28 protein-coding genes are annotated in these 20,732 nt (G+C 70.7%); 10 read left to right on the forward strand and 18 right to left on the reverse strand.

Annotated features, from left to right (window positions below; genetic code table 11):
* Window positions 1–2 precede the first annotated feature (2 nt).
* On the forward strand, window positions 3–752 hold the full coding sequence (locus ACIQF0_RS38320; RefSeq protein WP_401038229.1) for a ZIP family metal transporter: 750 nt from the start codon (window positions 3–5) through the stop codon (window positions 750–752).
* Between the two features lie 41 nt (window positions 753–793).
* Window positions 794–1,720: an isopenicillin N synthase family dioxygenase gene (locus ACIQF0_RS38325; RefSeq protein ID WP_401038231.1), complete on the forward strand. Its 927-nt coding sequence runs from the start codon at window positions 794–796 to the stop codon at window positions 1,718–1,720.
* Here the strand turns inward: ACIQF0_RS38325 and ACIQF0_RS38330 are convergent.
* Window positions 1,717–2,346, reverse strand: coding sequence for a class I SAM-dependent methyltransferase (locus ACIQF0_RS38330; RefSeq protein WP_401038234.1), 630 nt, complete (start codon window positions 2,344–2,346; stop codon window positions 1,717–1,719). The genes ACIQF0_RS38325 and ACIQF0_RS38330 overlap by 4 nt on opposite strands.
* Before the next feature lie 57 nt (window positions 2,347–2,403).
* Window positions 2,404–3,102, reverse strand: a complete 699-nt coding sequence (locus ACIQF0_RS38335) for an SDR family oxidoreductase (protein WP_401038237.1) — start codon at window positions 3,100–3,102, stop codon at window positions 2,404–2,406.
* A gap of 49 nt (window positions 3,103–3,151) precedes the next feature.
* Here ACIQF0_RS38335 and ACIQF0_RS38340 point away from each other — a divergent pair, with 49 nt between their 5' ends.
* Both ACIQF0_RS38340 and ACIQF0_RS38345 read left to right on the forward strand, forming a co-directional pair.
* Window positions 3,152–3,739 (forward strand): PadR family transcriptional regulator, encoded by a 588-nt coding sequence (locus ACIQF0_RS38340; protein ID WP_401038240.1) that lies wholly within the window; start codon window positions 3,152–3,154, stop codon window positions 3,737–3,739.
* A complete protein-coding gene (locus ACIQF0_RS38345; RefSeq protein ID WP_401038242.1) occupies window positions 3,736–4,059 on the forward strand; it encodes a hypothetical protein in 324 nt (107 codons plus the stop codon). Before ACIQF0_RS38340 ends, ACIQF0_RS38345 begins: the two co-directional genes overlap by 4 nt.
* Here ACIQF0_RS38345 and ACIQF0_RS38350 read toward each other — a convergent pair.
* Window positions 4,056–4,427, reverse strand: coding sequence for a DoxX family protein (locus tag ACIQF0_RS38350; protein WP_401038244.1), 372 nt, complete (start codon window positions 4,425–4,427; stop codon window positions 4,056–4,058). The genes ACIQF0_RS38345 and ACIQF0_RS38350 overlap by 4 nt on opposite strands.
* 110 nt (window positions 4,428–4,537) lie before the next feature.
* On the opposite strand from ACIQF0_RS38350, the gene ACIQF0_RS38355 reads away from it, so the two are divergent.
* The 3 genes from ACIQF0_RS38355 to ACIQF0_RS38365 are packed head-to-tail and all read left to right on the forward strand — an operon-like array spanning window position 4,538 to window position 6,546.
* Window positions 4,538–5,401, forward strand: coding sequence for a sucrase ferredoxin (locus ACIQF0_RS38355; protein ID WP_360036448.1), 864 nt, complete (start codon window positions 4,538–4,540; stop codon window positions 5,399–5,401).
* A 10-nt stretch (window positions 5,402–5,411) separates the two neighbouring features.
* On the forward strand, window positions 5,412–5,927 hold the full coding sequence (locus tag ACIQF0_RS38360; RefSeq protein ID WP_401038247.1) for an AAA family ATPase: 516 nt from the start codon (window positions 5,412–5,414) through the stop codon (window positions 5,925–5,927).
* Between the two features lie 4 nt (window positions 5,928–5,931).
* Window positions 5,932–6,546, forward strand: a complete 615-nt coding sequence (locus ACIQF0_RS38365; protein ID WP_401038250.1) for a hypothetical protein — start codon at window positions 5,932–5,934, stop codon at window positions 6,544–6,546.
* Here the strand turns inward: ACIQF0_RS38365 and ACIQF0_RS38370 are convergent.
* Both ACIQF0_RS38370 and ACIQF0_RS38375 read right to left on the reverse strand, forming a co-directional pair.
* Window positions 6,500–7,114: a TetR/AcrR family transcriptional regulator gene (locus tag ACIQF0_RS38370; RefSeq protein WP_401038252.1), complete on the reverse strand. Its 615-nt coding sequence runs from the start codon at window positions 7,112–7,114 to the stop codon at window positions 6,500–6,502. The two genes, ACIQF0_RS38365 and ACIQF0_RS38370, sit on opposite strands and share 47 nt — an antisense overlap.
* Window positions 7,101–7,307 carry a hypothetical protein gene (locus ACIQF0_RS38375; RefSeq protein WP_401038254.1) on the reverse strand — a complete coding sequence of 69 codons (207 nt, stop codon included), beginning with the start codon at window positions 7,305–7,307 and terminating at the stop codon, window positions 7,101–7,103. The genes ACIQF0_RS38370 and ACIQF0_RS38375 overlap by 14 nt, the downstream gene beginning before the upstream one ends.
* 25 nt (window positions 7,308–7,332) lie before the next feature.
* Here ACIQF0_RS38375 and ACIQF0_RS38380 point away from each other — a divergent pair, with 25 nt between their 5' ends.
* Entirely contained in the window at window positions 7,333–7,833 is a 501-nt protein-coding gene (locus tag ACIQF0_RS38380) for a CGNR zinc finger domain-containing protein (protein ID WP_401038257.1), read from the forward strand.
* A gap of 4 nt (window positions 7,834–7,837) precedes the next feature.
* On the opposite strand, the gene ACIQF0_RS38385 is transcribed toward ACIQF0_RS38380, so the two are convergent.
* Window positions 7,838–8,701: a pentapeptide repeat-containing protein gene (locus tag ACIQF0_RS38385; RefSeq protein WP_401038259.1), complete on the reverse strand. Its 864-nt coding sequence runs from the start codon at window positions 8,699–8,701 to the stop codon at window positions 7,838–7,840.
* A 107-nt stretch (window positions 8,702–8,808) separates the two neighbouring features.
* Window positions 8,809–9,321 (reverse strand): hypothetical protein, encoded by a 513-nt coding sequence (locus ACIQF0_RS38390; RefSeq protein ID WP_401038261.1) that lies wholly within the window; start codon window positions 9,319–9,321, stop codon window positions 8,809–8,811.
* Window positions 9,322–9,371: 50 nt separating this feature from the next.
* On the opposite strand from ACIQF0_RS38390, the gene ACIQF0_RS38395 reads away from it, so the two are divergent.
* Window positions 9,372–10,796, forward strand: coding sequence for an amidase (locus ACIQF0_RS38395; protein ID WP_401038263.1), 1,425 nt, complete (start codon window positions 9,372–9,374; stop codon window positions 10,794–10,796).
* A 36-nt stretch (window positions 10,797–10,832) separates the two neighbouring features.
* Here ACIQF0_RS38395 and ACIQF0_RS38400 read toward each other — a convergent pair whose 3' ends face one another.
* From ACIQF0_RS38400 to ACIQF0_RS38420, 5 genes are all read right to left on the reverse strand, one after another.
* The gene (locus ACIQF0_RS38400) at window positions 10,833–11,924 is read right to left on the reverse strand and encodes a hypothetical protein (RefSeq protein ID WP_401038266.1); all 1,092 of its coding nucleotides are present in this window, start codon (window positions 11,922–11,924) and stop codon (window positions 10,833–10,835) included.
* 69 nt (window positions 11,925–11,993) lie between these two features.
* Window positions 11,994–13,268 (reverse strand): RNA polymerase sigma factor, encoded by a 1,275-nt coding sequence (locus tag ACIQF0_RS38405; protein WP_401038268.1) that lies wholly within the window; start codon window positions 13,266–13,268, stop codon window positions 11,994–11,996.
* Between the two features lie 26 nt (window positions 13,269–13,294).
* Window positions 13,295–13,717 (reverse strand): YciI family protein, encoded by a 423-nt coding sequence (locus ACIQF0_RS38410; protein WP_401038271.1) that lies wholly within the window; start codon window positions 13,715–13,717, stop codon window positions 13,295–13,297.
* Between the two features lie 182 nt (window positions 13,718–13,899).
* Window positions 13,900–15,114, reverse strand: a complete 1,215-nt coding sequence (locus ACIQF0_RS38415; RefSeq protein WP_360037256.1) for an SPFH domain-containing protein — start codon at window positions 15,112–15,114, stop codon at window positions 13,900–13,902.
* A gap of 35 nt (window positions 15,115–15,149) precedes the next feature.
* Window positions 15,150–15,575 (reverse strand): NfeD family protein, encoded by a 426-nt coding sequence (locus tag ACIQF0_RS38420; protein WP_093603168.1) that lies wholly within the window; start codon window positions 15,573–15,575, stop codon window positions 15,150–15,152.
* Between the two features lie 110 nt (window positions 15,576–15,685).
* Between ACIQF0_RS38420 and ACIQF0_RS38425 the strand changes: the two genes are divergently transcribed.
* Entirely contained in the window at window positions 15,686–16,102 is a 417-nt protein-coding gene (locus ACIQF0_RS38425; protein WP_401038273.1) for a DUF3592 domain-containing protein, read from the forward strand.
* Here ACIQF0_RS38425 and ACIQF0_RS38430 read toward each other — a convergent pair whose 3' ends face one another.
* The 6 genes from ACIQF0_RS38430 to ACIQF0_RS38455 form a co-directional block, all read right to left on the reverse strand.
* The gene (locus tag ACIQF0_RS38430) at window positions 16,103–16,909 is read right to left on the reverse strand and encodes a DUF3097 domain-containing protein (protein ID WP_401038276.1); all 807 of its coding nucleotides are present in this window, start codon (window positions 16,907–16,909) and stop codon (window positions 16,103–16,105) included.
* Between the two features lie 9 nt (window positions 16,910–16,918).
* Entirely contained in the window at window positions 16,919–17,620 is a 702-nt protein-coding gene (locus ACIQF0_RS38435; protein ID WP_401038279.1) for an aminoglycoside phosphotransferase family protein, read from the reverse strand.
* A 5-nt stretch (window positions 17,621–17,625) separates the two neighbouring features.
* Window positions 17,626–18,054 carry a hypothetical protein gene (locus tag ACIQF0_RS38440; protein ID WP_401038282.1) on the reverse strand — a complete coding sequence of 143 codons (429 nt, stop codon included), beginning with the start codon at window positions 18,052–18,054 and terminating at the stop codon, window positions 17,626–17,628.
* 153 nt (window positions 18,055–18,207) lie between these two features.
* The gene (locus tag ACIQF0_RS38445; protein ID WP_401038285.1) at window positions 18,208–19,242 is read right to left on the reverse strand and encodes a S66 peptidase family protein; all 1,035 of its coding nucleotides are present in this window, start codon (window positions 19,240–19,242) and stop codon (window positions 18,208–18,210) included.
* 71 nt (window positions 19,243–19,313) lie between these two features.
* Complete coding sequence (locus ACIQF0_RS38450) at window positions 19,314–20,099, reverse strand: SCO1664 family protein (RefSeq protein ID WP_401038287.1); 786 nt, start codon at window positions 20,097–20,099, stop codon at window positions 19,314–19,316.
* A 1-nt stretch (window position 20,100) separates the two neighbouring features.
* On the reverse strand, window positions 20,101–20,667 hold the full coding sequence (locus ACIQF0_RS38455; protein WP_360036396.1) for a DUF3090 domain-containing protein: 567 nt from the start codon (window positions 20,665–20,667) through the stop codon (window positions 20,101–20,103).
* Between the last annotated feature and the right edge of the window lie 65 nt (window positions 20,668–20,732).

A 20,732-nucleotide genomic window follows, 5' to 3' on the forward strand; every position in this document is an offset into this window, starting at 1 on the left:
CGGTGCCGCAGTGGGTGGAAGCAGGGATCTGGGGACTGGCAGGCGGCGGGGCGCTCGTGGCGGGCGCGCTCGTCGCCTGGTTCCTGCGCGTGCCCCGCGACGTCGTGGCCGTGGTAATGGCGTTCGGCGCCGGGGTGCTGACCGCGGCGGCGGCGTTCGAGCTGATGGACGAGGCGGAGAAGACCGGCGGCCTGCTCGCCACCTCCGCTGGGTTCCTCGGCGGCGCGGTCGGCTACGTGCTGGCGAACCTGCTGCTGGCTCGGCGTGGTGGGCGGCATCGCAAGCGCAGCAGCAACCAGCCGACCGAGGCCGACCAGGCCGGCAGCGGCACCGCGATCGCCGTGGGCGCGCTGCTCGACGGCGTTCCCGAGTCGGTCGTGCTGGGCGTGTCCCTGCTCAGCGGCGGCGGGGTCGGGGTGGCGATGCTCGCGGCGGTGGTCATCTCGAACGTCCCCGAGGGCCTCTCCAGTGTCGCCGGCATGAAGCAGGCCGGGCGCGGACCCCGGTACGTGTTCGGGGTGTGGGGTGCGATCGCGGTCGCCAGCGGGCTGTCCGCCGCGCTCGGCAATCTGCTGCTCGACGGCGCGTCGCCGCAGCTCATCGCCGTGATCACGGCCGTTGCGGCGGGAGCGATCCTGGCGATGATCGCGGACACCATGATCCCCGAGGCCTACGAACGCGCCCGCCTCTACACCGGGCTGTGCACCACCGCCGGGTTCCTGACGGCGTTCGTGGTGGAACGGCTCGGCTGACCGGCTGGCGCGCTGCCCGCAGTGGCGGTAGGAGTGCGGTCATGGGTGTTCCGCTGGTGGACTTGTCCGGATGGTTCGACGGCACGCGCCGTGCCGAGGTGGCGGGCCGCGTCGACGCGGCGCTGCGCGAGTCGGGGTTCCTGCTGATCACCGGGCACGGCGTCCCGGACGACCTGCGCGCACGGACCCGAGCGCTGACCCGGGAGTTCTTCGCCCTGCCCACCCCGGACAAGCAGCCCTACGCGGTGCGCACGGGCGGGCGAGGCTGGTTGCCGCCCGACGAGCAGGCGACCGGACGCGCCGACGGGGCGATGGCACCACCGGACCTGAAGGAGACGCTGGCGTTCGGCTCGGACGACCCGGCGGGCGGTGACCCGTTCTTCTTCCGCCCCAACGTCTTCCCCACCCAGGTCCCCGGCCTCGAGGCGGCCGTGACGGAGTACGTGGCGCGGATGCGGGCGCTGTCCGACGAGCTGCTGACGATCTTCGCGGTCGCCCTGGGCGATCCCGGGACCCTGTTCACCCGCCACACCGGCAACGCCTCGTACACGCTCAACGTCAACCACTACCCGCCGCTGCGGCAGGTCGGGCCCGCCGGGCCGGGGCAGTTCCGCATCGGCGAGCACACCGACTTCGGCACCGTCACGATCCTGGACCGCCAGCACGGCGTGGGCGGCCTGCAGGTCCGCACCCTCGACGGGGTGTGGGAGAACGCGCCGTTCGACCCGGCCGCCTTCACCGTCAACATCGGCGACCTGATGGCCCGCTGGACCTCCGACCGGTGGCGTTCCACCCCGCACCGCGTCCTGCCACCCGACGCCTCCGCGCCCGACGAGGACCTGGTGTCGCTGATCTTCTTCTACAACACCGACCACGACGCGCGGATCGTGTCACTCGACGGCCGCTACCCCGAGGTGGGCGGGGGCGAGTACCTGCGGGCCAAGCTCGACGCCATCTCGATCGGCTAGACCCGCCAGACGGTGGCGCTGCGGGTCTCGGTGCTCTCCAGCGTCAACGGCACCGGCACCTCGTAGCGGGCCTGCGCGGTGAACAGGTCGCGGGGCAGGTGCGCGCGGTCCGGGTCGCCGAGCAGCACGAGCGCGCCCCGTGCGGCGGCCCTGGTCAGGAACGGCAACACCAGCGCGGTGATCTCCGCGTCGTAGAAGACGTCGCCGGCCAGCACCACGTCGGCGCCGTGGGCGTCGCTGTCGAGCTGGTCACCGCCCAGGGTGCTGACCGTGACGACGTTGGCCACCGCGTTGAGCTCCACGGCCGCGAGCGCCAGGGGATCGATGTCGTTCGCGGTCACGACCTCCGCCCCGGCGATGGCGGCGGCGATCGCGACCAGCCCGGAACCGGAGGCCAGGTCGAACACCTTCTTGTCGCGCACCAGTCCGGAGTGGTCGAGCACGTGCCGGGCGAGGGCCTGGCCGCCGGCCCACGGGAACGCCCAGAACGGCGGCTGGTCGTGGTGGGTCAGTTCCCACAGGTCCATCGCCTCGGCCGCGCTGTGCAGCAGCACCTCGGGCACCAGCGGCACCGGGGCCAGCGTCGTGTTGGCGAGCACGAAGTCGGTGAGCGTGGGCGCGGACATGACGGAGAAGCCTACGGGCAGCGCGAACACCGCCCGCAGAGGCGAAAGGCCACACCTTCACATGCCGCCGGCAACCCGCAGGATCGTGCCCGTCGCGTAGGACGCCTCATCCGAGAGCAGCCACGCGATGGCGTTCGCGATCTCGTCGGCCTCGCCGGGGCGGCCGAGCGGGATCCGGGAGGCGACGCGGTCGGGGCGGTCGGGCTGACCGGAGAGCTGGTGGATGTCGGTGCGGATCGTGCCGGGCTGCACGCAGTTGACCCGGATCCCGCGCGGCGCGAGTTCCTTGCCCAGTCCGATCGTGAGCGCGTCGACGGCGGCCTTGGTGGCGGCGTAGTGCACGTACTCCCCCGGACTGCCCAGCGTCGCCGCTCCCGAGGACACGTTCACGATCGAGCCGCCGGTCATCCGCCGCGCCGCCTCCCGTGCGACGAAGAACGCGCCGATGACGTTGACGTCGACCACGCGGCGCAGGTCCTCGGTGCGCAGCTCGGCCAGCGGGCCGGACGGGGAGGTGATGCCCGCGTTGTTGACCACGCCCGTGATGTCGTCGCCGGCCGCGTCGAACAGACGCGCCACGTCGTCCTCGTCGGCGGTGTCGGCCCGCACGGCCAGCACGCCTAGTTCCTTCTCCAGCGCCTGGGCCTCGTCGGCGGCCTGGCGGTAGCTGATCACGACCCGGTGCCCGTCTCGCACGAGCCTGCGCGCGGTCGCGGCACCGATACCCCGGCTTCCCCCGGTGATCACCGTTGTCATGCCACCCACCCTAACCCGTATACTCGGCGCCGGATATACGGGAGCGGATATGACGTTCAAGCGCACGAACCCCCTGGCCCTCGCGGTGCTGGCGCTGCTGTCGGAGCGGCCCATGCACCCCTACGAGATGGCGCAGACCATGCGGGAACGCCACCAGGAGGAGGTCATCAAGCTCAACTACGGCTCGCTCTACACCGTGGTGGAGTCCCTGACCCGCCACGAGCTGATCACCGCCTCGGCCGTGCAGAAGGCCGGTAACCGGCCCGAGCGCACCGTCTACGCCGTCACCGACGCGGGCACGGCGGAACTGCACGACTGGCTGCGCTCGCTGATCGCCGAACCGGTCAGGGAGTACCCGCGCTTCGAGGCCGGGATCTCGATGGTCGGGCTGCTGCCGCCGGCGGACGCGCTGGAGGTCGTGCAGCGCCGTGAGGCCGCCGTGGCCGAGCAGCTCACCGCGCTGGCCGTGCTGCTGGAGAGGCTCGCGGGCATGGGACTGCCCCAGCTCGCGTGGATCGAGCTCGACTACCGGATGGCCGTGCTGCGCGCCGAACGCGCCTGGCTGTCCTGGTTCGCCACCGCCACCCGCGAGGGCACCGTCGGCGGCTACGACACCTGGGAGGACAGACACCGATGAGACTGCTCTTCGAAGTCACCGGCGTGGTGCACGCGCCGTTGGAGGACGTGCGCGCACGGATGTTCGCCGACGCCGGCGAGTCCGGGTCGCACCGGCTCGTGGACCGCGACCAGGGCGTGATCGCCTACTGGGGCGACTGGTGGTACCGCGGCGAGGACTCGCTGCACTCCCACCCCGAGGGCGCGCTGGTGCGGCACCGCGTCTACAACATCGCCAAGCAGGGCAACTGGGCGCCCTACCTGGCGAACAAGCTGTTCCTCGGCTACCGCGCCAAACTCGAAGCGTCGATGCGCGACCGCGTGCGGCGGCTCGAAGGCTAGAGCTGACCGAAGCGCACGCCGGCGACGAACACCGCGAGCGCGCACAGCACGAAGTTGACCGGCACCGTGGCGCCCTCGCCGCGCCGGATGTGCGTGATCGCGGCACCCACCTGCACCAGCGCGAGGCCGATGGCCGCGATCGGGGTGAGGATCGGCGCGATGCCGGTCAGCCACGGCAGCACCAGGCCGATCGCGCCCGCGACCTCGACCGCGCCGATGCCCTTGACCTGCCCGTCGGTGAAGTCCCCGACCCAGGACATGCGCGGCTCGGCCAGCAGATCCTGTTTGGCCTTGACCAGCTTGGTGAAGCCCGCCATGAGATAGAGGGCCGCCAGCAGTCCCGAGACGATCCACACCGCGAGGTTCATGAACGAAAACCTAGCCCTCGCTCCGCACGACAACCACTGATGTTCGAGGTCACACCGATTGAGTAAGGGTGTCCTTAGTCATCACCCGAACGGCCGTATAGGGTGTGCAGATGAGGTGCTCGATACTCTCCGACTTCGCGGGCGAACCGCTGGCCGGCACGGCCGCGACCGCGACGGCGTGGCTGTGCCTGGAACAGCCGGGCCCGTGGGGCCGCGACGCCCTGCTGGAGAGCCACCTCGACCCTGAGCTGGGTGCCGAACTGCAGCGTCGCGCCGCCGGCACGGGCGTGCGCATCCTGCTGATCCGCCGCCCCGGCAAGCACGCCGACACCCACGTCCCCGCGACCCGGCGCCTGTACCTGGCCTCGACGAAGCCCGGCGCCTCGTGGCTGGAACAGGCCGACCTGGCCACCCCCGAGGAAGCCCTCGAACTCGACTTCGAGGAACTGGGCGCGGGCCGCTCCACCGCGTTCGGCACCCCGGTCGCCGACCCGTTGCTGCTGATCTGCACCAACAGCAAACGCGACGTCTGCTGCGCCCTGTACGGCCGCCCGATCGCCACCGCGCTCAACCTGTGGGAGTGCACCCACACCGGCGGCCACCGCTTCGCCCCCACCGGCGTGCTGCTGCCCACCGGTCACCTGTACGGACGAATCGACCACCAGTTGGCGCACCGCGTCGTCACCGAGGGCATCCTCGCCGACCGCTGTCGGGGCCGCTCCTGCTTCACCCCGCGGGGTCAGGTGGCCGAGGTCGCCGTCCGCTCGCGGATCGGCGAGACCCGCGACGTGCTCACCGTCGTCGGCGAGACCGCGGACTCCGCGACCGTGCGGCACGACGACGGACGGGAGTGGCGGGTGGCGCTGACCGAGCAGCCGGTGCCGCCGCGGCCGGCCAGTTGCGGCAAGTCGCCGGACATCGCGATCGCGCTGGTGGCCACGGCGATCGACGAGCTGGTGAGGGTGTGCCGCTAGCCTTGATCGAGTGCCTCGGCTGATCCACCTCAACGGCCCCACCGGCGTCGGCAAGTCCACGCTGGCCGCCCGCTACGCCGCAGCTCACCCCCGGATCCTCAACCTCGACGCCGACGAGATCGTCCGCCTCGTCGGCGGTTGGCGCGAGGACTTCTACGGCGCGGTCGACCTAGTCCGTCCGCTCGCACTCGCCATGGCCGCCACCCACCTGGCCTCGGGCAACGACGTCGTGATGCCGCAGCTGATCATGCGCCACACCGAACGCGACAAGTTCGCCCACGCGGCCACCTCCGCAGGCGCCGACTACGTCGAATTCGTGCTGCTCACCCCACCCGAGACCGCGATCGACCGCTACCGGCACCGCGAGCACCACATCGACCACGTCGTCGACGCGCTGGGCGGCGAGACCGTCGTCCGGCACAGCCGCGAGCGCGTCACGGCGTACCTCACCCCCGGCGCGACGGTCATCGACGCCACCGGTGATCTCGAACAGACCTACGCGGCACTGCTCGGCGAACTAGGTTGATCGAATGGGCACCCTGCGCAGCACTCACCTCGTCGGCACGGACCGGCGCCGTGTCCTGGGCCGCGTCCTGCTGGTCCTCTCGCTCGCGTGCGCGGCGATGGTCGCCCTGTCGTTCGTGATCGACCTCGACGGCGCCGAGAACGGGCTGGTCTTCGCCCTCATCCCACTGGGGCTCAACGCCCCGGCCGCCTTCCTCCTGCTGCGCAAGGCACGCAGGCCCGAGGTGATCGAGCTGCACGACGACGGCATCGCGCACGTCATCGGCGGCGTGACCCGGTCCTGGAGGTGGGATCAGGTGAGCACGATCGACGCCACCGAGCAGCTCGAGCCCGACTGCACGCTGCGCTTCTCCGACGGCGCGATGCTGCACATCAGCGGCACCACGCAGAACAGCCGTCTCATCGTCAGCACGCTGACCACGCACTGCCTCGACGCCACCCGCGCACCGCTGCGCAGCAGGCACAAGCGGTACACGGCGGTGGTCCTCGGCGCTGTCACGCTCGTGACCGGCGCTGTCGCGGTGCTCACCGGGCCGACCGTGTTCACGGTGGCGTGCGGGGTGATGGCGGTGCTCAGCCTGATTCTGCTGATCTCCGTTCTGGTGACCGGCCGGCGTTAGGCACGGTCGCGGAGAACACGCCGATCCCCAGCGCGTACGGGTCGTTGAGGCCGACGGTCTTCAGGGTCTCGGCCGGCAGGGCGAGCAGGGAGATCGCGACGCCCAGGAAGTAGGCGTCGAGCAGGCCCGTGTCGCGGACCGTGGACGGCAGGCCCGCCGCCTGTTGCAGGGCGGCGCCGGCCTCGGCGTTCGCGAGGACCATGCCCGAGAGCGCCTCGCGCACGCCGGGGCGGCGGACGGCCTCCAGGTAGAGCTCGACCATCGCGAGCATCTGCGTCGGGTCGTCGGCGACCGCGCGGCGCAGCAGGGCCGGGTAGAGCTCGGCGACGTCGGTGGCGGTGATGTCGAGCGGGGTGGTCTCGCGCAGGCGTTGCACGGCGGCCTGGTGCAGTGAGGTCATGCGGGCGGCGCACGCGGTGAGGACGGACTCGCGGGTCGGGAAGTAGTTCTTCGTGGTGCCGATGGGGACGCCGGCCTCGCGGTCGATCGCGCGGTGGGTCAGGCCCCGGCCGCCTTCCACCGCGAGGATCTGGATCGCGGTGTCGCACAGAAGCTCACGACGGCTCACGGTCCGGGACACTAGCAAGATCACCACGGCTGTGGTGTGCCGGGGCGAACGTGCTGGTCCCGGCGGTCGCGGTGAGGACGCCGCGTTCGACGACGAGGAACAGGCCGCAGACGCAGCGCACGTAGGCGACCGGGCCGTGCGAGGAGACGGCGGTCGAGCAGGGCCAGTGGCAGGCGGGGCAGGTGGCGATCATGAGCCAAGCCTGATGTCATGGTCTAGTGCATTTCAACCCTTACGGCGGGGCGGCCGCCGAGCTCGCCGCGAAGCTGGTCAACGCCGATCCGGCCGATCGGCTGCTCGACGTGCTGAAAGCCTCGGACTACAAGCCGCTGGGCTCGCTCGACGCCCGGCAGGAACGTGACGTACGAGACTGGATCGAACGGCTGCGGAAGGTGTTCCGGGAGCCGACCGTGCAGCTGCTCAACGAGCTGCTGGCCCGATCGTCGACCACGCACTACATCTCCACGCACGACGGACGCGCCCCGCACCTGCACTACGCCCGTGAGGACGCGCCGACCGACGTGCGCCTCAAGGCCTACACGGCGGCGGGCATGGCGGCGTTGTTCTGCGAGGACGCCGGGCGCATCGGCTGGTGCGGCCGCGAGGGCTGCGACACGGTGTTCGTCGACACCAGCCGCAACGGCAAGCGCAGGTTCTGCTCGACCAAGTGCGCGAACCGCGTGGCGGTGGCGAACCATCGCAGCAGGCAATCGGCGTGAGTCGTCAGTCGGCGTGAACGCGGTGCCCGAACCGGGCGTTCTCGAACGACGACTCGCCCCCGAACGCGGCGTCCACGAAGTCCTCCCGTCCCCGGAACCACGCGCCCGCGAACGACGAGGCACCCGCGAACCAGGCACGGCGGAACACCGCCCGCCCACCGAACCGCACCCGTGAGCAGTCCAGCTCGGAGCCGAACCGCGAGCAGGTGAAGTCCGCGCGCCCGGAGAACCGCATCCCGCGCAGCACCGCCGGACCGGCGACGTGGATGTGCGACAGCTCGCCGTTGCCGCACACCGTCACCCCGCGCAGCCCCAGGCCACGGGCGAACACCGACCGTGTGAGCTGCACGTGCCGTGCGAAGAACGCGCCGCGCGCCTGAAACGCCCCGAGGAACGTCGACTGGTCGAACCGCGCGTCACCGAGGAACCGGGTGCCGTCGAACCGGGCGTCGCGCAGCCGGCACTCCGACAGGTCGAAGTCGACCAGCGTGGTGTGCCGCAGGTCCACGTCGCTGCCCAGCCAGAACCCAGGTCCCGGTCGCAGGCGCGCGGCCAGCGAGGCCTGCAGGACGCTGCGCCACCGCTGGTCGACCTGCGTGCCCGGCCACGGCAGCTCCCGCAGCGCCTCGCACAGCACGTCCAGCGCGGGCTGCCGGTGCTCGGCGCGGCTCTCCCCGTGGGCGACCCAGTCCCGCAGCCCGCCCAGGCGCACGTCGGACTCGGTGGCGAGCAGCCGGGCGCGGATGTCCTGCAGCGGCGACAGGCTCCGCGGCGCCGGGCCGGGTGTCCGCCGTCGCCGGCCCCACGTCACCGCCGCGACGGTCAGGACACCGGAGGTCGCTGTGAGCCAGCGCGAGAGAAGGGACATGACTCGATGATGTGACCTGGGTCATCGACCCGGACAGTGGCGGAGTTCAACCCGGTGTTCAACGCCCAGCCCACCGGCCGTGACAGCCGGTGGGCATCAGGGGCGTCTCAGTCGATCACGTTGAGCAGCCGCCGCGGCCAGTAGTTGTCGGCCTGGGAGATGCCGTAGCGCAGGACGCGGTAGGTCGTGCCGTGGACGCTGCGCTGCTCGTAGGCGTGGTACGCGGTCCGGTAGGGGTCGGCCCACTTCTCGAAGATGACGACGTGCCGGCCGTCGGCGGTGTCCCCCGTGGTGTTGACGATGATGTCGCCCCACCGCAGTTCGGCCAGGGAGATCGACTTGGAGTGCAGGCGGTCGGCGAGGTCGGTGGTGATCTTCCCGGGCTGGTCGATCTTCGCGGCCATCGAGACGTAGCCGGAGCAGTCCTGCCGGTAGCCCTCGAACCTCGCCTGCTGGCTGTAGGGCACCGGGCCGTGACCGGGGCCGGCCGTGAGCCACGACCTGGCCCGGTTGATCAGGTCGGCGCGGGTGACGTCCGGGTAGGCGTGCGCGGGCAACGACGACACCAGGGTCGTGCTCACGGCGACGAGGACCGCGGCGGCCATCGCGAGGACTCTCATGCGTGCTACTCCCATTCCGTAGATCACCTGTGGGCGCTTAGGGTCGGTTCATGGAGCTGACGGAGCTGTGTTTCGCCGGGGCGGCCAGGCAGGCGCACGCCGTGCGGTCCGGCGAGGTGAGCGCGCGCGACCTGGTCGCCGAGCACCTGCGGCGCATCGAGCGGATCGACCCGCGGCTCAACGCGTTCCGGCTGGTCTTCGCCGAGCAGGCCCTGGCGGAGGCCACGAGGGCGGACGAACGCAGGGCCGCGGGTGAGGACCTGCCGCTGCTGGGCGTGCCGATCGCGGTCAAGGAGGACATCGCGCTGCAGGGCCTGCCCACGACCAAGGGCACGAACGCCGCCCGCACCCCGCAGCCGGGCGACTCCGCGATCGTCACGCGGCTGCGCGAGGCCGGGGCGGTGATCATCGGCCGCACCCGCATGCCGGAACTGGGCCTGTGGCCCTACACCGAGAGTTCCTGGGCCGGTCCGACGCGCAACCCGTGGTCGCTGACGCACTCGCCCGGTGGTTCCAGCGGTGGTTCGGCCGCGGCGGTGGCGGCGGGACTGGCGGCGGCCGCGATCGGCACCGACGGCGCCGGGTCGATCCGCATCCCCGCGGCGGTGACGGGCCTGTTCGGGCTCAAGCCCCAGCGCGGCCGCGTCTCGTTGTCGCCGGAACCGGAGATGTGGGGTGGTCTCGTCGTGGCGGGACCCATCACCCGCACGGTCGCGGACTGGGCGTTGGTGGCCGACCAGATCCACGGCGCCATGCCCGGTGACGCGCACGTCGCCCATCCGCCGCGCACGAGCTTCACTCAGGCCGCGCGCACCGATCCGGGCCGGCTGCGGATCGGGGTGTCGCTGCGACCGTGGGGTCCGGGCATCGCCATCGCCGACGAGGTCCGCGACGTCGTGCAGGACACCGCCGCACTGCTCACCGACCTGGGCCACGACGTGGTGCGCCTGGACCCGCCGATGCGCGACGTCACCGCCTCCACGCAGTTCGCGGCTCGCTACCTCCACAACGCCTATCTCGCGCGCACGGGCATGGAGTTCCCGGAGCTCGTCGAGGCCCGCACGCGTGCGGTCGGTGAGCTGGGCCGCCGCATCCCGCATGGCGCGGTGCGCTGGGCCGCCAAGGACGACGCGACGCTCACCGCCTACGCGAACCGGGTGTTCACCTCGGTGGACGTGCTGCTGACCCCGGCGCTGACCCGCCCGCCGATCCGCGTGGGCGAGTGGGACGGCCGCAACGTCGTCACGGCGCTGCTCGCGGCCTCGCACTACACGACGTTCCTGCCGCTGTGGAACATCGTCGGCAACCCGGCCGCCTGCGTGCCCGCCGGCCGCACGTCGGCGGGCCTGCCGCTGGCGGTGCAGCTCGTGGGCCGCCAGCACGACGAGTGCACGCTGCTGTCGGTGTCCGCCCAGCTGGAGCGCGCCCGGCCGTGGGCGGACCGGATCCCCTCCGGCCTCGATCATGCGAAATAGGATAGTACGAGTCCGGACTATCCGAATCGGTATTGGTCAGAATCCGCGCCGGGACAACTCGTCGAGCAGTTCCCGGTCGGCCACGTGCCTCGACTTGATGTGGTCCAGGTAGTCGGCGAACGCGTCGGGCTGCAGGCCGCGTAGTTGTTCGAGCAGTTCGACCACCAGGTCCTGCTCCTCGATGCCGCGCCGGGCGAGTTCGACCTCGACGATGCGCCGGTAGACCTCGACCGCGAGGCGGCTGCCGTCGTGCACGAGGTGGTTCACCAGTTCCGCGCGCAACGGCGGCCACTCGTCGGTGTGCACGACCAGCGCGCGGATCTTGAGGTAGACGTCGAGGTTCGGCCGGGCGAAGAACGCCTCCCGGCACACCTCCACCGCTCGCTGGGGTGCGCCTCGGCGCAGGTGTTCCTCCACGGCGAGGTCGATCAGCCGCAGCGCCGCGCCTCGCCCGCCCACGGCGCGCAACCCGCGTTCGACCCACTCCAGGGCCTCCTCGGAGCGGCCGTTGTCCCGCAGCACGGTCGCGACCTGCAGGTAGTGCCAGCCCGAGGACAGGTCCTTGGACAGCACGAGCAGCTGCAGGTCGACGTCCTCGGTGTACTCGGCGAGCTCCTCCATGACGCGCAGCAACGCCCAGCGGGCACGGTCGTAGCGGCCGGTCTCGCCGAACCCGATCACCGCCAGGGGCTCGAACAACGCCACCGCCCGTTCCCGGTACCGGGCGAGGCCGTCGTCGTCGAGCGAGTCGGCGTAGGCGGCGAGGCTGACGTCGGGTGCGTCGGGGTGGTGCAGCTGCAGGTCGAGCAGCCAGTCGGCCAGCCGCAGCGGGTCGGGCCTGGTCTCGGCGCAGGCGAGGGCGTGGGTGCTCAGGACGCGATGGGCCAGTTCGGCGAGTTCGACGCGGTGCCGGCGGCTGCTCGCGACCCCGTCGGCCAGCTGGGTGACGATCCGCTCGATCAACGCGACCAGCGCGGGGCCGGGATCGGTGAGCAGCAACGACTGCAGTTCGACGGACACGGCGGTGAGCGCCTGCCACTGCACCGGCCAGTCGGTGCCCTCGCCGTCGGCCTCGGCGAGCGCGGAGGCCACGGTGGCGGGCAACGAGTCCATCACAACATCATTCACGCGTCACCTGGTCGAGTGCCACCGATGTCGCCCTAACGGATTTAAGGTTCACCGTCGGTGTTCAACTGCCTACAGTTCGGCCAGCTTCCGGGTCAGCACGGCACGCTCGCGTTCGTTGCCGCAGAGACGAATGGCCTGCTCCAGCTCGGTGCGGGCCTCGTCGACCCGGCCCAGGCGGCGCAGTAACTCTCCGCGCACGCCCGGTAGCTGGTGCGAGTCCTTGAACGCGTCGCTCGACGCGAGCGAGTCGACGATCGGCAGGGCCGCGGCGGGCCCCTGGGCCATCGACACGGCGACCGCGCGGTTGAGGTCCACGACCGGGGACGGCGCGAGACTGCCCAGCCCCTCGTACAGGGCGACGATGCGGCCCCAGTTCGTCTCCTCGACCGAGGACGCCAGCGCGTGGCACTCGGCGATCGCGGCCTGCAGCCCGTAGTAGCCGTACCCGCGACCGGCGTCGGCGGCCTTCGCGAGCGCGGCCCGGCCGCGCGCGATGGCGGAACGGTCCCAGCGCCGCCGGTCCTGCTCCTCGAGCAGCACGGTCTCGCCGTCGGGACCGCGACGGGCCGGGAACCGGGCGGCGGTCAGCTCCAGCAGGGCCAGCAGGCTGTGGACCTCGGGTTCCTCCGGCATCAGCCGCGACAGGATCCGCGCGAGCCGCTGCGCCTCCCCGGCCAGGTCGAAGCGGATGACCTCGTCGCCGGAACTCGCGGACGAGCCCTCGGTGAAGATCAGGTAGACCACGCTCAGGACCTGGGCCAGCCGCGCGGGACGTTCGTCTACCGGCGGCACCTCGAACGGCACGCCGGCGGCGCCGAGGGTCTTCTTGGCGCGCGTGATGCGGGCCTGCACGGTCGCGGTGGGCACCAGGAACGCCCGCGCGATCTCGTCGCTGTTCAGGCCGCCGATGACGCGCAACGTCAGCGCCACCCCGGACTCGCGCGAGAGCACCGGGTGACACGAGGTGAACATCAGGGCGAGGGTGTCGTCGTCGATCTGGTCCGGGTCCCACAGCACGTCATCGGGTGCCGGGCCGGGCTCGGCACCGGTCAACGCGCCGCCCTCGGGCAGGTGATGCGCCATCGCGGCGTACTTCTCGTCACGGGCGCTGCGGCGGCGGAACGCGTCGATCGCGCGCCGCCGTCCGACGGTGAGCAGCCAGCCGGCCGGGTTGTTCGGCACGCCCTCGCGCGGCCAGGTCACCAGCGCTTCGGCCAGTGCCTCCTGCGCGAGGTCCTCGGCCAGCGCGAAGTCGCCGGTGTAGCGGGTGAGCGCACCGATGATCCTCGCGGAGTCGATGCGCCACACCGCGGCCACGGCCTTGCGTCCGGTGGGGTCGCTCATGAGGCCAGATCAAACCAAACGCGCGATCAGAGCTGGCCGGTGGACTCGCGCCACGCCCGTTCCTTCTTGATCCACTCGTTGTCCTGCGGGAACTCGTCGATCGTCGGCACGCGGCGGATCTCGGTCTTGAACCCGGCGGCGGTCATCGGGGTGCGCTTGGCCCACCCGATCGCGTCCTCGATGGTGGGGACGTTGATCAGGTAGAAGCCGTTGAACAGCTCCTTGGTCTCCCCGTACGGGCCGTCGGTGACGACGGGCGGTTCGGAGGAGAAGTCGACGACCACACCCTCCTCGGCGGGAGCGAGGCCTTCGGCGGCGATCAGCACGCCGGCCTCGATGAGCTCCTCGTTGAACTTGCCGACGGTCTCGAGCATCTGGTCGAAGTCGATCTCACCGAGGTTGGCCCACGCCTCGTCGGAGGCCACTCGCCAGATCAGCATGAACTTCATGATGTGCGCTCCCAGTGGGTTCGTGCGGGTCCGTTGTGGACCCTTTCACGCCAAGGTCGAACGGGCCGGGCGTTCGATCGACACACTCCCCCGAATTTCTTGAAGTTTTCTGTTTTCGCTGGTGAAACGACTGAGCGGCCCACCCCGGTGATCGGGATGGGCCGCTCGGCGTGTCTGTTGCCTCAGACCTGGTCTTCCGGCTGGTGCAACGACCGGGGCTGCTCGCTCTCGAACTCCGACCCGGCCAGTTCCGGCAGCGGCGCGGAACGGCCGACCGGACGCGGCATGCCGCTGAGCGGACCGGGCACCTCCTGACGCGCCACCGCCTCCGCGGCGGCGACGGCCTCGGCGACCTTCGGGTCGGACTTGAGGTCGAACCAGGCGGCGACCGACTCGTCCTCGTCCTCCGGGCGCGACGTCTCACCCTCCTCGGCGGCCGGCGGCTCGTAGCGGAACACGCCGTCGTCACCGGGCGCGCCGAGCATGCGGGCGAACCCTTCGAGGGCCTTGCCGTAGTCGGACGGGATCATCCAGACCTTGTTCGCGTCGCCCTGCGCCATCTGCGGCAGCGTCTGCAGGTACTGGTAGGCCAGCACCTCCGGCGTGGGCTTGCCCGCCTTGATCGCGGCGAACACCTTCTCGATGGCCTTGGCCTGACCCTGCGCCTGCAGGTAGCGGGCGGCACGTTCACCCTGTGCCCGCAGGATCTGCGACTGCCGCTCACCCTCGGCCGACAGGATCGCGGCCTGCTTGCCGCCCTCCGCGGCGAGGATCTGCGACTGCTTCTGGCCCTCCGCGGTCTTGATCGACGACTCGCGCTGGCCCTCGGCGGTGAGGATCATGGCGCGCTTCTCGCGGTCGGCGCGCATCTGCTTCTCCATCGAGTCCTGAATGGACGGAGGAGGGTCGATGGACTTGAGCTCGACGCGGGCCACGCGCAGGCCCCAGCGGCCGGTCGCCTCGTCCAGCACGCCGCGCAGCTGACCGTTGATGTGGTCACGCGAGGTCAGCGTCTCTTCCAGGCTCATGCCACCGACGAGGTTGCGCAGCGTGGTGATGGTGAGCTGCTCGACACCGACGATGTAGTTGGAGATCTCGTACACCGCGGAGCGCGGCTCGGTGACCTGGAAGTACACGACGGTGTCGATGGACACCGTGAGGTTGTCCTGGGTGATCACCGGCTGCGGCGGGAACGACACGACCTGCTCGCGCAGGTCGATGCGGGCCCGCACCTTGTCGATGAACGGCACGATGATGTTCAGGCCGGGTGCCGCGGTGTTGCGGTAGCGGCCGAGGCGTTCGATGACGGCGGCCTGCGCCTGCGGGATGACCAGCACCGATTTGACGGCGATGGTCAGCACGAAGATCGCGATTACGGCCACGACCACAGCGGTGATCGGGTCCAACTCGGTTCACACCCTTCTGCGGGCGCTCACACCGCGGCTATCACCACGGCGACGGCGCCCGAGATCTCGACAACGGTGACGGCTTCTCCTGCTTCGACCACGGACCCGTCGAGGGTGCGCGCGCTCCAGGTGTCGCCGCCGATCTTCACCTGCCCGCCGTGCTCGTCCACCTTGGACAACGCGATGGCCCTGCCGCCCAGCAGCGCCTCGTGGTGCATCCTGATCCCCGAGCCGAGCTGCAGCCGCTTCTTGAGCAGCGGCCGGGCCCCGACGATCAGGCCCACCGACGAGGCCGCGAAGACGAGCACGCTCACCAGGTCGGCGGCACCCAGTGCGGACACGCCCGCCGCGGCCAGCGCGGCGGCGCCGAGCATGACCAGCACGAAGTCACCGGAGAGAACCTCGGCGACGACGAGCAGTATCCCGACGATCAGCCAGATCAGCGCGGCCATGAGCCCATACATACACCAACGGGGAGCACCGGGCTCCGAGATTCACCGTGCTGGGCCCCGGACCGTAACGAAATCGATCAACGGGAGATGATTCCGGCGAAGGAGGCGTGATGGCGAAGTCGGTGAAGTCGAGCAGGGGCCGGTTCGTGTCCGGGCTCGTCCTGGTCGGCGCGATCGTGGGGCTGGTGATCGTGCTGCAGTCCGCGGCCGAGCAGCGGTCCTGGGCCAGCGCCGAGGCGACGGTGCTCGAGCGGATCAAGTCCGGCAAGAGCGCCTCGCTGAAGGTCGAGTACCCGCTGCCCGACGGCGGCAAGCAGGTGCAGATCCTGTCGGAGAACGGGTCCAAGCACGAGCAGGGAACGCGCGTGACCGTGCGCTACGACCTGCGCGACGGCCGGGTCGTGGACGCGGCGCTGGCCGACAACGACCAGGTGTTCTGGGTGCTGGGCGTGATGCTGGGCGTCGTGGCGCTGGGCTCGCTCGGCATGAACCTCATCGCCTGGACTCGCGCGCGCAGGCCCGAGTGATCAGTCCTGGGGCACGGTGACGAAGTCGATGAGCCGTTCGACGGCGCCGAGCAGGTCGGACTCGATGTCGCGGTAGCTGCTCACCGAGTTCAGGACGCGCTGCCAGCCTTCCCACGTCTCGCCCCAGCCCAGTTGCGCGCACACGCCGGTCTTCCAGTCGACGCCGCGCGGGATCTGCGGCCAGGCCTTGATCTTGACGGCCGCGGGCTTCACGGCCTGCCAGATGTCGACGTAGGGGTGGCCGGTGACGAGGACGTTGTCATCGCGGATCTGGTCGACGACGCGTTGTTCCTTGGAGTTCGCGACGAGGTGGTCGACCAGGACGCCGAGGCGGCGGTGCGGGGCGGTGCCGAAGTCGTGGATGCGTTGCGGGAGTTCGTCGACGCCGTGCAGGGGTTCCACGACGATGCCCTCGACGCGCAGGTCGTGGCCCCAGACGCGTTCGACGAGCTCGGCGTCGTGCTTGCCCTCGACCCAGATGCGGCTGGCCTTGGCGGTCTGCGCGCGCAGCCCCTCGACCTTGACCGAGCCGGACGCGGTGATCTTCGCCTTCTGCGGCTGCGGCATGGGTTTGACGAGGGTGACGGGCTTGCCGTCGACGAGGAAGCCGGCGGGGTTGAGCGGGAACAGCCGGTGCCGGCCGTGGCGGTCCTCCAGGACGACCTGGCCGTACTCGAACTTCACGACGGCCCCGCAGAAGCCGCTGGCGGGGTCCTCGACGACGAGGCCGGGTTCGGCCGTGATCTCGGGGACCTTCTTGCGCTTCGGGGTGGACAGGACGTCGCGGCCGTAGTCGTGGGAACGCACCTGGGAACCCTAACCGTAGAAGGGTTTGAAGGCGGTGAGCCACTCGTGGACGCGGTCCAGGTCGACGTCGGCGCCGTGCAGGTCGTAGCCGCCGTGCACGAAGTCCAGCCAGTCGACGGCCGGGTCGCCGACGCAGGCACGCGGGTCGATCGCGATCGGGCCGTCGGGGCCTTGCAGGACGTTGCCGGGGTGCATGTCGCCGTGCAGCAGCACGGGTTTGACGTTGTCCTCGGCGAGTTTGCGGGCGCGGTGGTGTTCGGTGGCGTAGTAGGTGCCGGTGCGGCGGGTGAGCAGGGTTTCGAACAGGAAGTCGACGCGGGCCTTGAGCGGCGGGAAGCCTTTCGGGCTGGCCTCGTGCAGGTGCGGGACGACCTTGGCGGGGTCTGTGGCCGGGCTGCCGGGCTGGATTCTGCGCAGGAGCAGCGCGCCGCGGGCGAGGTCGGCGTCGAGGAGGTCGACCATCGCGGGCGTGCCGGACCAGGCGGCGAGTGCTCTGGCCTCGTGCACGGCGATGTCGTGGTCCGGGGTGAGCTTGAGGACCGCGGAGGTGCACAGGAACGTGGCGCCGGTGCCGCCGGGCACGTGTTCGACCAGGCTGAGGCCCCAGCGGGCGGTGAGCGTGGCGACCAGGTCGGGCAGGGCGTCGATCCACCCGGTCACACCGGTGCCGAAACGTCGGATCAGGCGGGCTCTGGCGGCGTCATCGATCACTCAACTCAGATTAGCGAGTTCGCTCCCGATTGGCGGCGGAACTGGTAGTCGGCCAGCGCCGGGCGCCACAGTCCGTTGGCGTCGAAGCACGTGGAGAGCAGCCGCAGATCGGCGCCGTCGCCGGCGATGGCGACCTTGCCGTCGACGACCCACCGGTTGACCGGCAGCAACGGCACGGGCCACCCGGCCACGACGAGCCGGTCGCACACCAGCCGCTGCAGGCGCCCGCCGTCGTTGTCGACGATGACCGCGGGCGTGTCGAGGTCGAGTTCGCGGACGGTGGCGTGCGGGTAACGCCGGACCCCGATGTCGGCGAGCGTCGCGGCGCCGGGGCCGATCAGGTGAACGGGCCCGAACCGCCGCGCGAGACACGAGGCCGCCCACGCGCCGAGTTCGGCGGCGCCCACCACGACAATCCGTTCGAAATAGGTCATGTCCACCGGATCCCGCATTCACAATTCGAATGTTCACGCAGGTCAGAACGCCTCCAGAAGATAGGGGCACGATCATCCGCGCGTCAAACCCCGGCGGTATCTCAATACGGGAACATCAATGGGCGAGGAATAGGTCGCGGATGACCGCCACCGTCAGTAGGTGACGGTGATCGTGCGGTCCGGGCCGTTGACCTCGATCGTGCCGCCCACCGGGATGATGACCTGCGGGTCGGTGTGGCCGAGGTCGACGTCGAACACGATCATCGTGTCGGGCGCGTACTGCGCGAAGGCCTGGAGCACCGCTTCGCGTTGTTCGGCGGTGTGGGTGGCGCGGTCGGTGTCCTGGTTGGTGAAGAACCAGGCCTTGGCCCGCCCTACCAAGACGGCCGCGAATCGCTGCAGCAGGCCGCGTTCACCCATGTTGCGCAGGATCCGGTAGACCTCGGTCGCGGACGGCATCTCCTCGCTGGTCTCGAAGAACAGGACCTTGCCGTCGTAGTGCTCGGGGGCGTTGATCTCGCGGCCGGCCATCATCAGCCACGACAGGATCTCCAGGTTCCCGCCCCACGACGTGGCTTTGACCGCGGTGTGCGGCTGGTGCCAGATCCAGCCGCCGCTGGGTTCGAGGACGGGTTCCGTCTCGAACGCCTCCGGGTCCTCCCAGGGGCTGTCCTTGTCGCCGTAGGCCGTGGACTCGGTGAGCCGGTACTGCCCCGGCGTGAACAGCGCGGCCCGCAGCGAGTCGGCGGTGGCGGGGTGCATGGCGCCGGGCCGGCCGAACTGGACCATGACGCTGCCGCCGTAGAAGCCGACCATGCCGCGGTTGGTCAGCCACGTCAGCAGGTTGGTGTTGTCGCTGTGGCCGAAGAACGGCTTGGGGTTGGCCTTGATCAGGTCCTCGTCCAGGTGCGGCAGGACGGTGATCTGGTCGTCGCCGCCGATCGTGGCGATGACCGCCTTGATGGACGGGTCGGCGAACGCGGCGTGCAGGTCCGCGGCGCGTTCCCGCGGGGTGGAACCGAGCTTGCGGGTCGCCGGGTACTCGACGGGGACCAGGCCGAACTCGGTCTTGAGGCGCTGCAGGCCCAGTTCGTGCGGGAGGGGGAACAGGCCCGGCAGGCCCGCGGCCGGGGAGACGATCGCCACGCGGTCGCCGGGCTGGGGCTTGGGCGGGTTGATCAACGACATGGTCGCTGAGCGTAGTAACGCTGGGCGCGGACAGTGCGTCCTTTGTCGCTGCCGGACGCAGATCACAGGAGCTAGAACGCGGGCCAGGGGATGGCGGGCCAGTCGCCGGACGGTTCGGGGTAGACCCCGGCGGCCAGCAGTTTGTCGGTGCGCTCCCCCACGGCGCGGACCTCGGCGCGGGTCAGGTGGTCGTGCAGCGACTCACCCAGCGCGCCGTCCAGTTCGGATCTCAGGCGGCGCAACGTGTCCACGGCGTGCTCGGGGAGGGGTTCGCGGGCCCAGCCCCACAGGACGGTGCGGAGTTTGGGTTCGGTGTGCAGGCAGATGCCGTGGTCCACGCCGTAGACGGAGCCGTCGAGGGCGTGCAGGACGTGGCCGCCTTTGCGGTCGGCGTTGTTGACGACGACGTCGAAGGCGGACATCTCGGCGATGCGCGGGTGGTCGGCGTGCACGAGCACGGCCGGGTCGCCGAAGCGGTCGTGGGCGTGGAAGACGGGGATCCAGCCGGGTTTGACGTCGTCGACGCCGATGATGTCGACGAGTTCGTCTTCCTCGCGGGTCTCGACCCAGAGTTGGACCATGCCGCTGCCGAACGGGCCGGGGCGCAGCACGGTGGGCGGCACGACGCCGAAGGACGCGGCGGAGATGAGGTAGGTGGCCACCTCGCGGCCGGCGAGCGTGCCGTCGGGGAAGTCCCAGAGCGGCCGTTCGCCTCGCACGGGTTTGTAGACGCACTGGGCGTCGACGCCGTCCAACGAGATCTTGCAGAACAAGGTGGCGTTGGAGGCGTCGACGAGGCGTCCTTCGACCTCGATGCGGCCGTGTTCGAGCAGGTGCAGGGCCGACGAGGTGTCCACGTCAGTCTTCTTCGGTGCGGCGGTAACCGTTTTGCCGCGGGCAGATGTGGCCGTCCGCGTCGAGCGGTTCGGCGCACAGGGGGCAGGGTTTGCGGCCGGCGTTGATGACGCGGTCGGCGCGTTCGGCGAAGGCGCGGGCGGCGGACGGCGACAGGAAGACCCGCACGGCGTCGGGGCCCTCCTCGGTGTCGTCGAGCACGACGGCCTCGTCGACCTCCTCCTCGGAGATCGCGAGGAGTTCGATGACGACCGCCTTGGACTCGGCGTCCCAGCCGAGGCCCATGGTGCCGACCCGGAACTCCTCCTCGACGGGCACGTCGAGGGGCTGGGTGTCGAGGTCGTCGGGTGGCGCGTCCTCGGGGACGTCGGCGCCGAAGCGGCGGTGCACCTCCTCGAGCAACGAGCCGATGCGTTCGGCGAGGACCTGGACCTGCTGCTTTTCCAGGGCGACGCTGATCAACCTGCTCTGCTCTGAGGCCTGCAGGTAGAAGGTGCGGTCGCCGGGCTGCCCGACGGTTCCTGCGATGAAACGGTCGGGTGCGCGGAATACGTGAATGACACGAGCCATGGCAGATACGACCCTAGGCCACGCGGAGATCGTCGGCAGGTCCTCCCCCACCAAACACTCCGCGT

It is taken from the genome of Lentzea sp. NPDC092896, from assembly GCF_044754905.1.
Classification (GTDB): domain Bacteria; phylum Actinomycetota; class Actinomycetes; order Mycobacteriales; family Pseudonocardiaceae; genus Lentzea.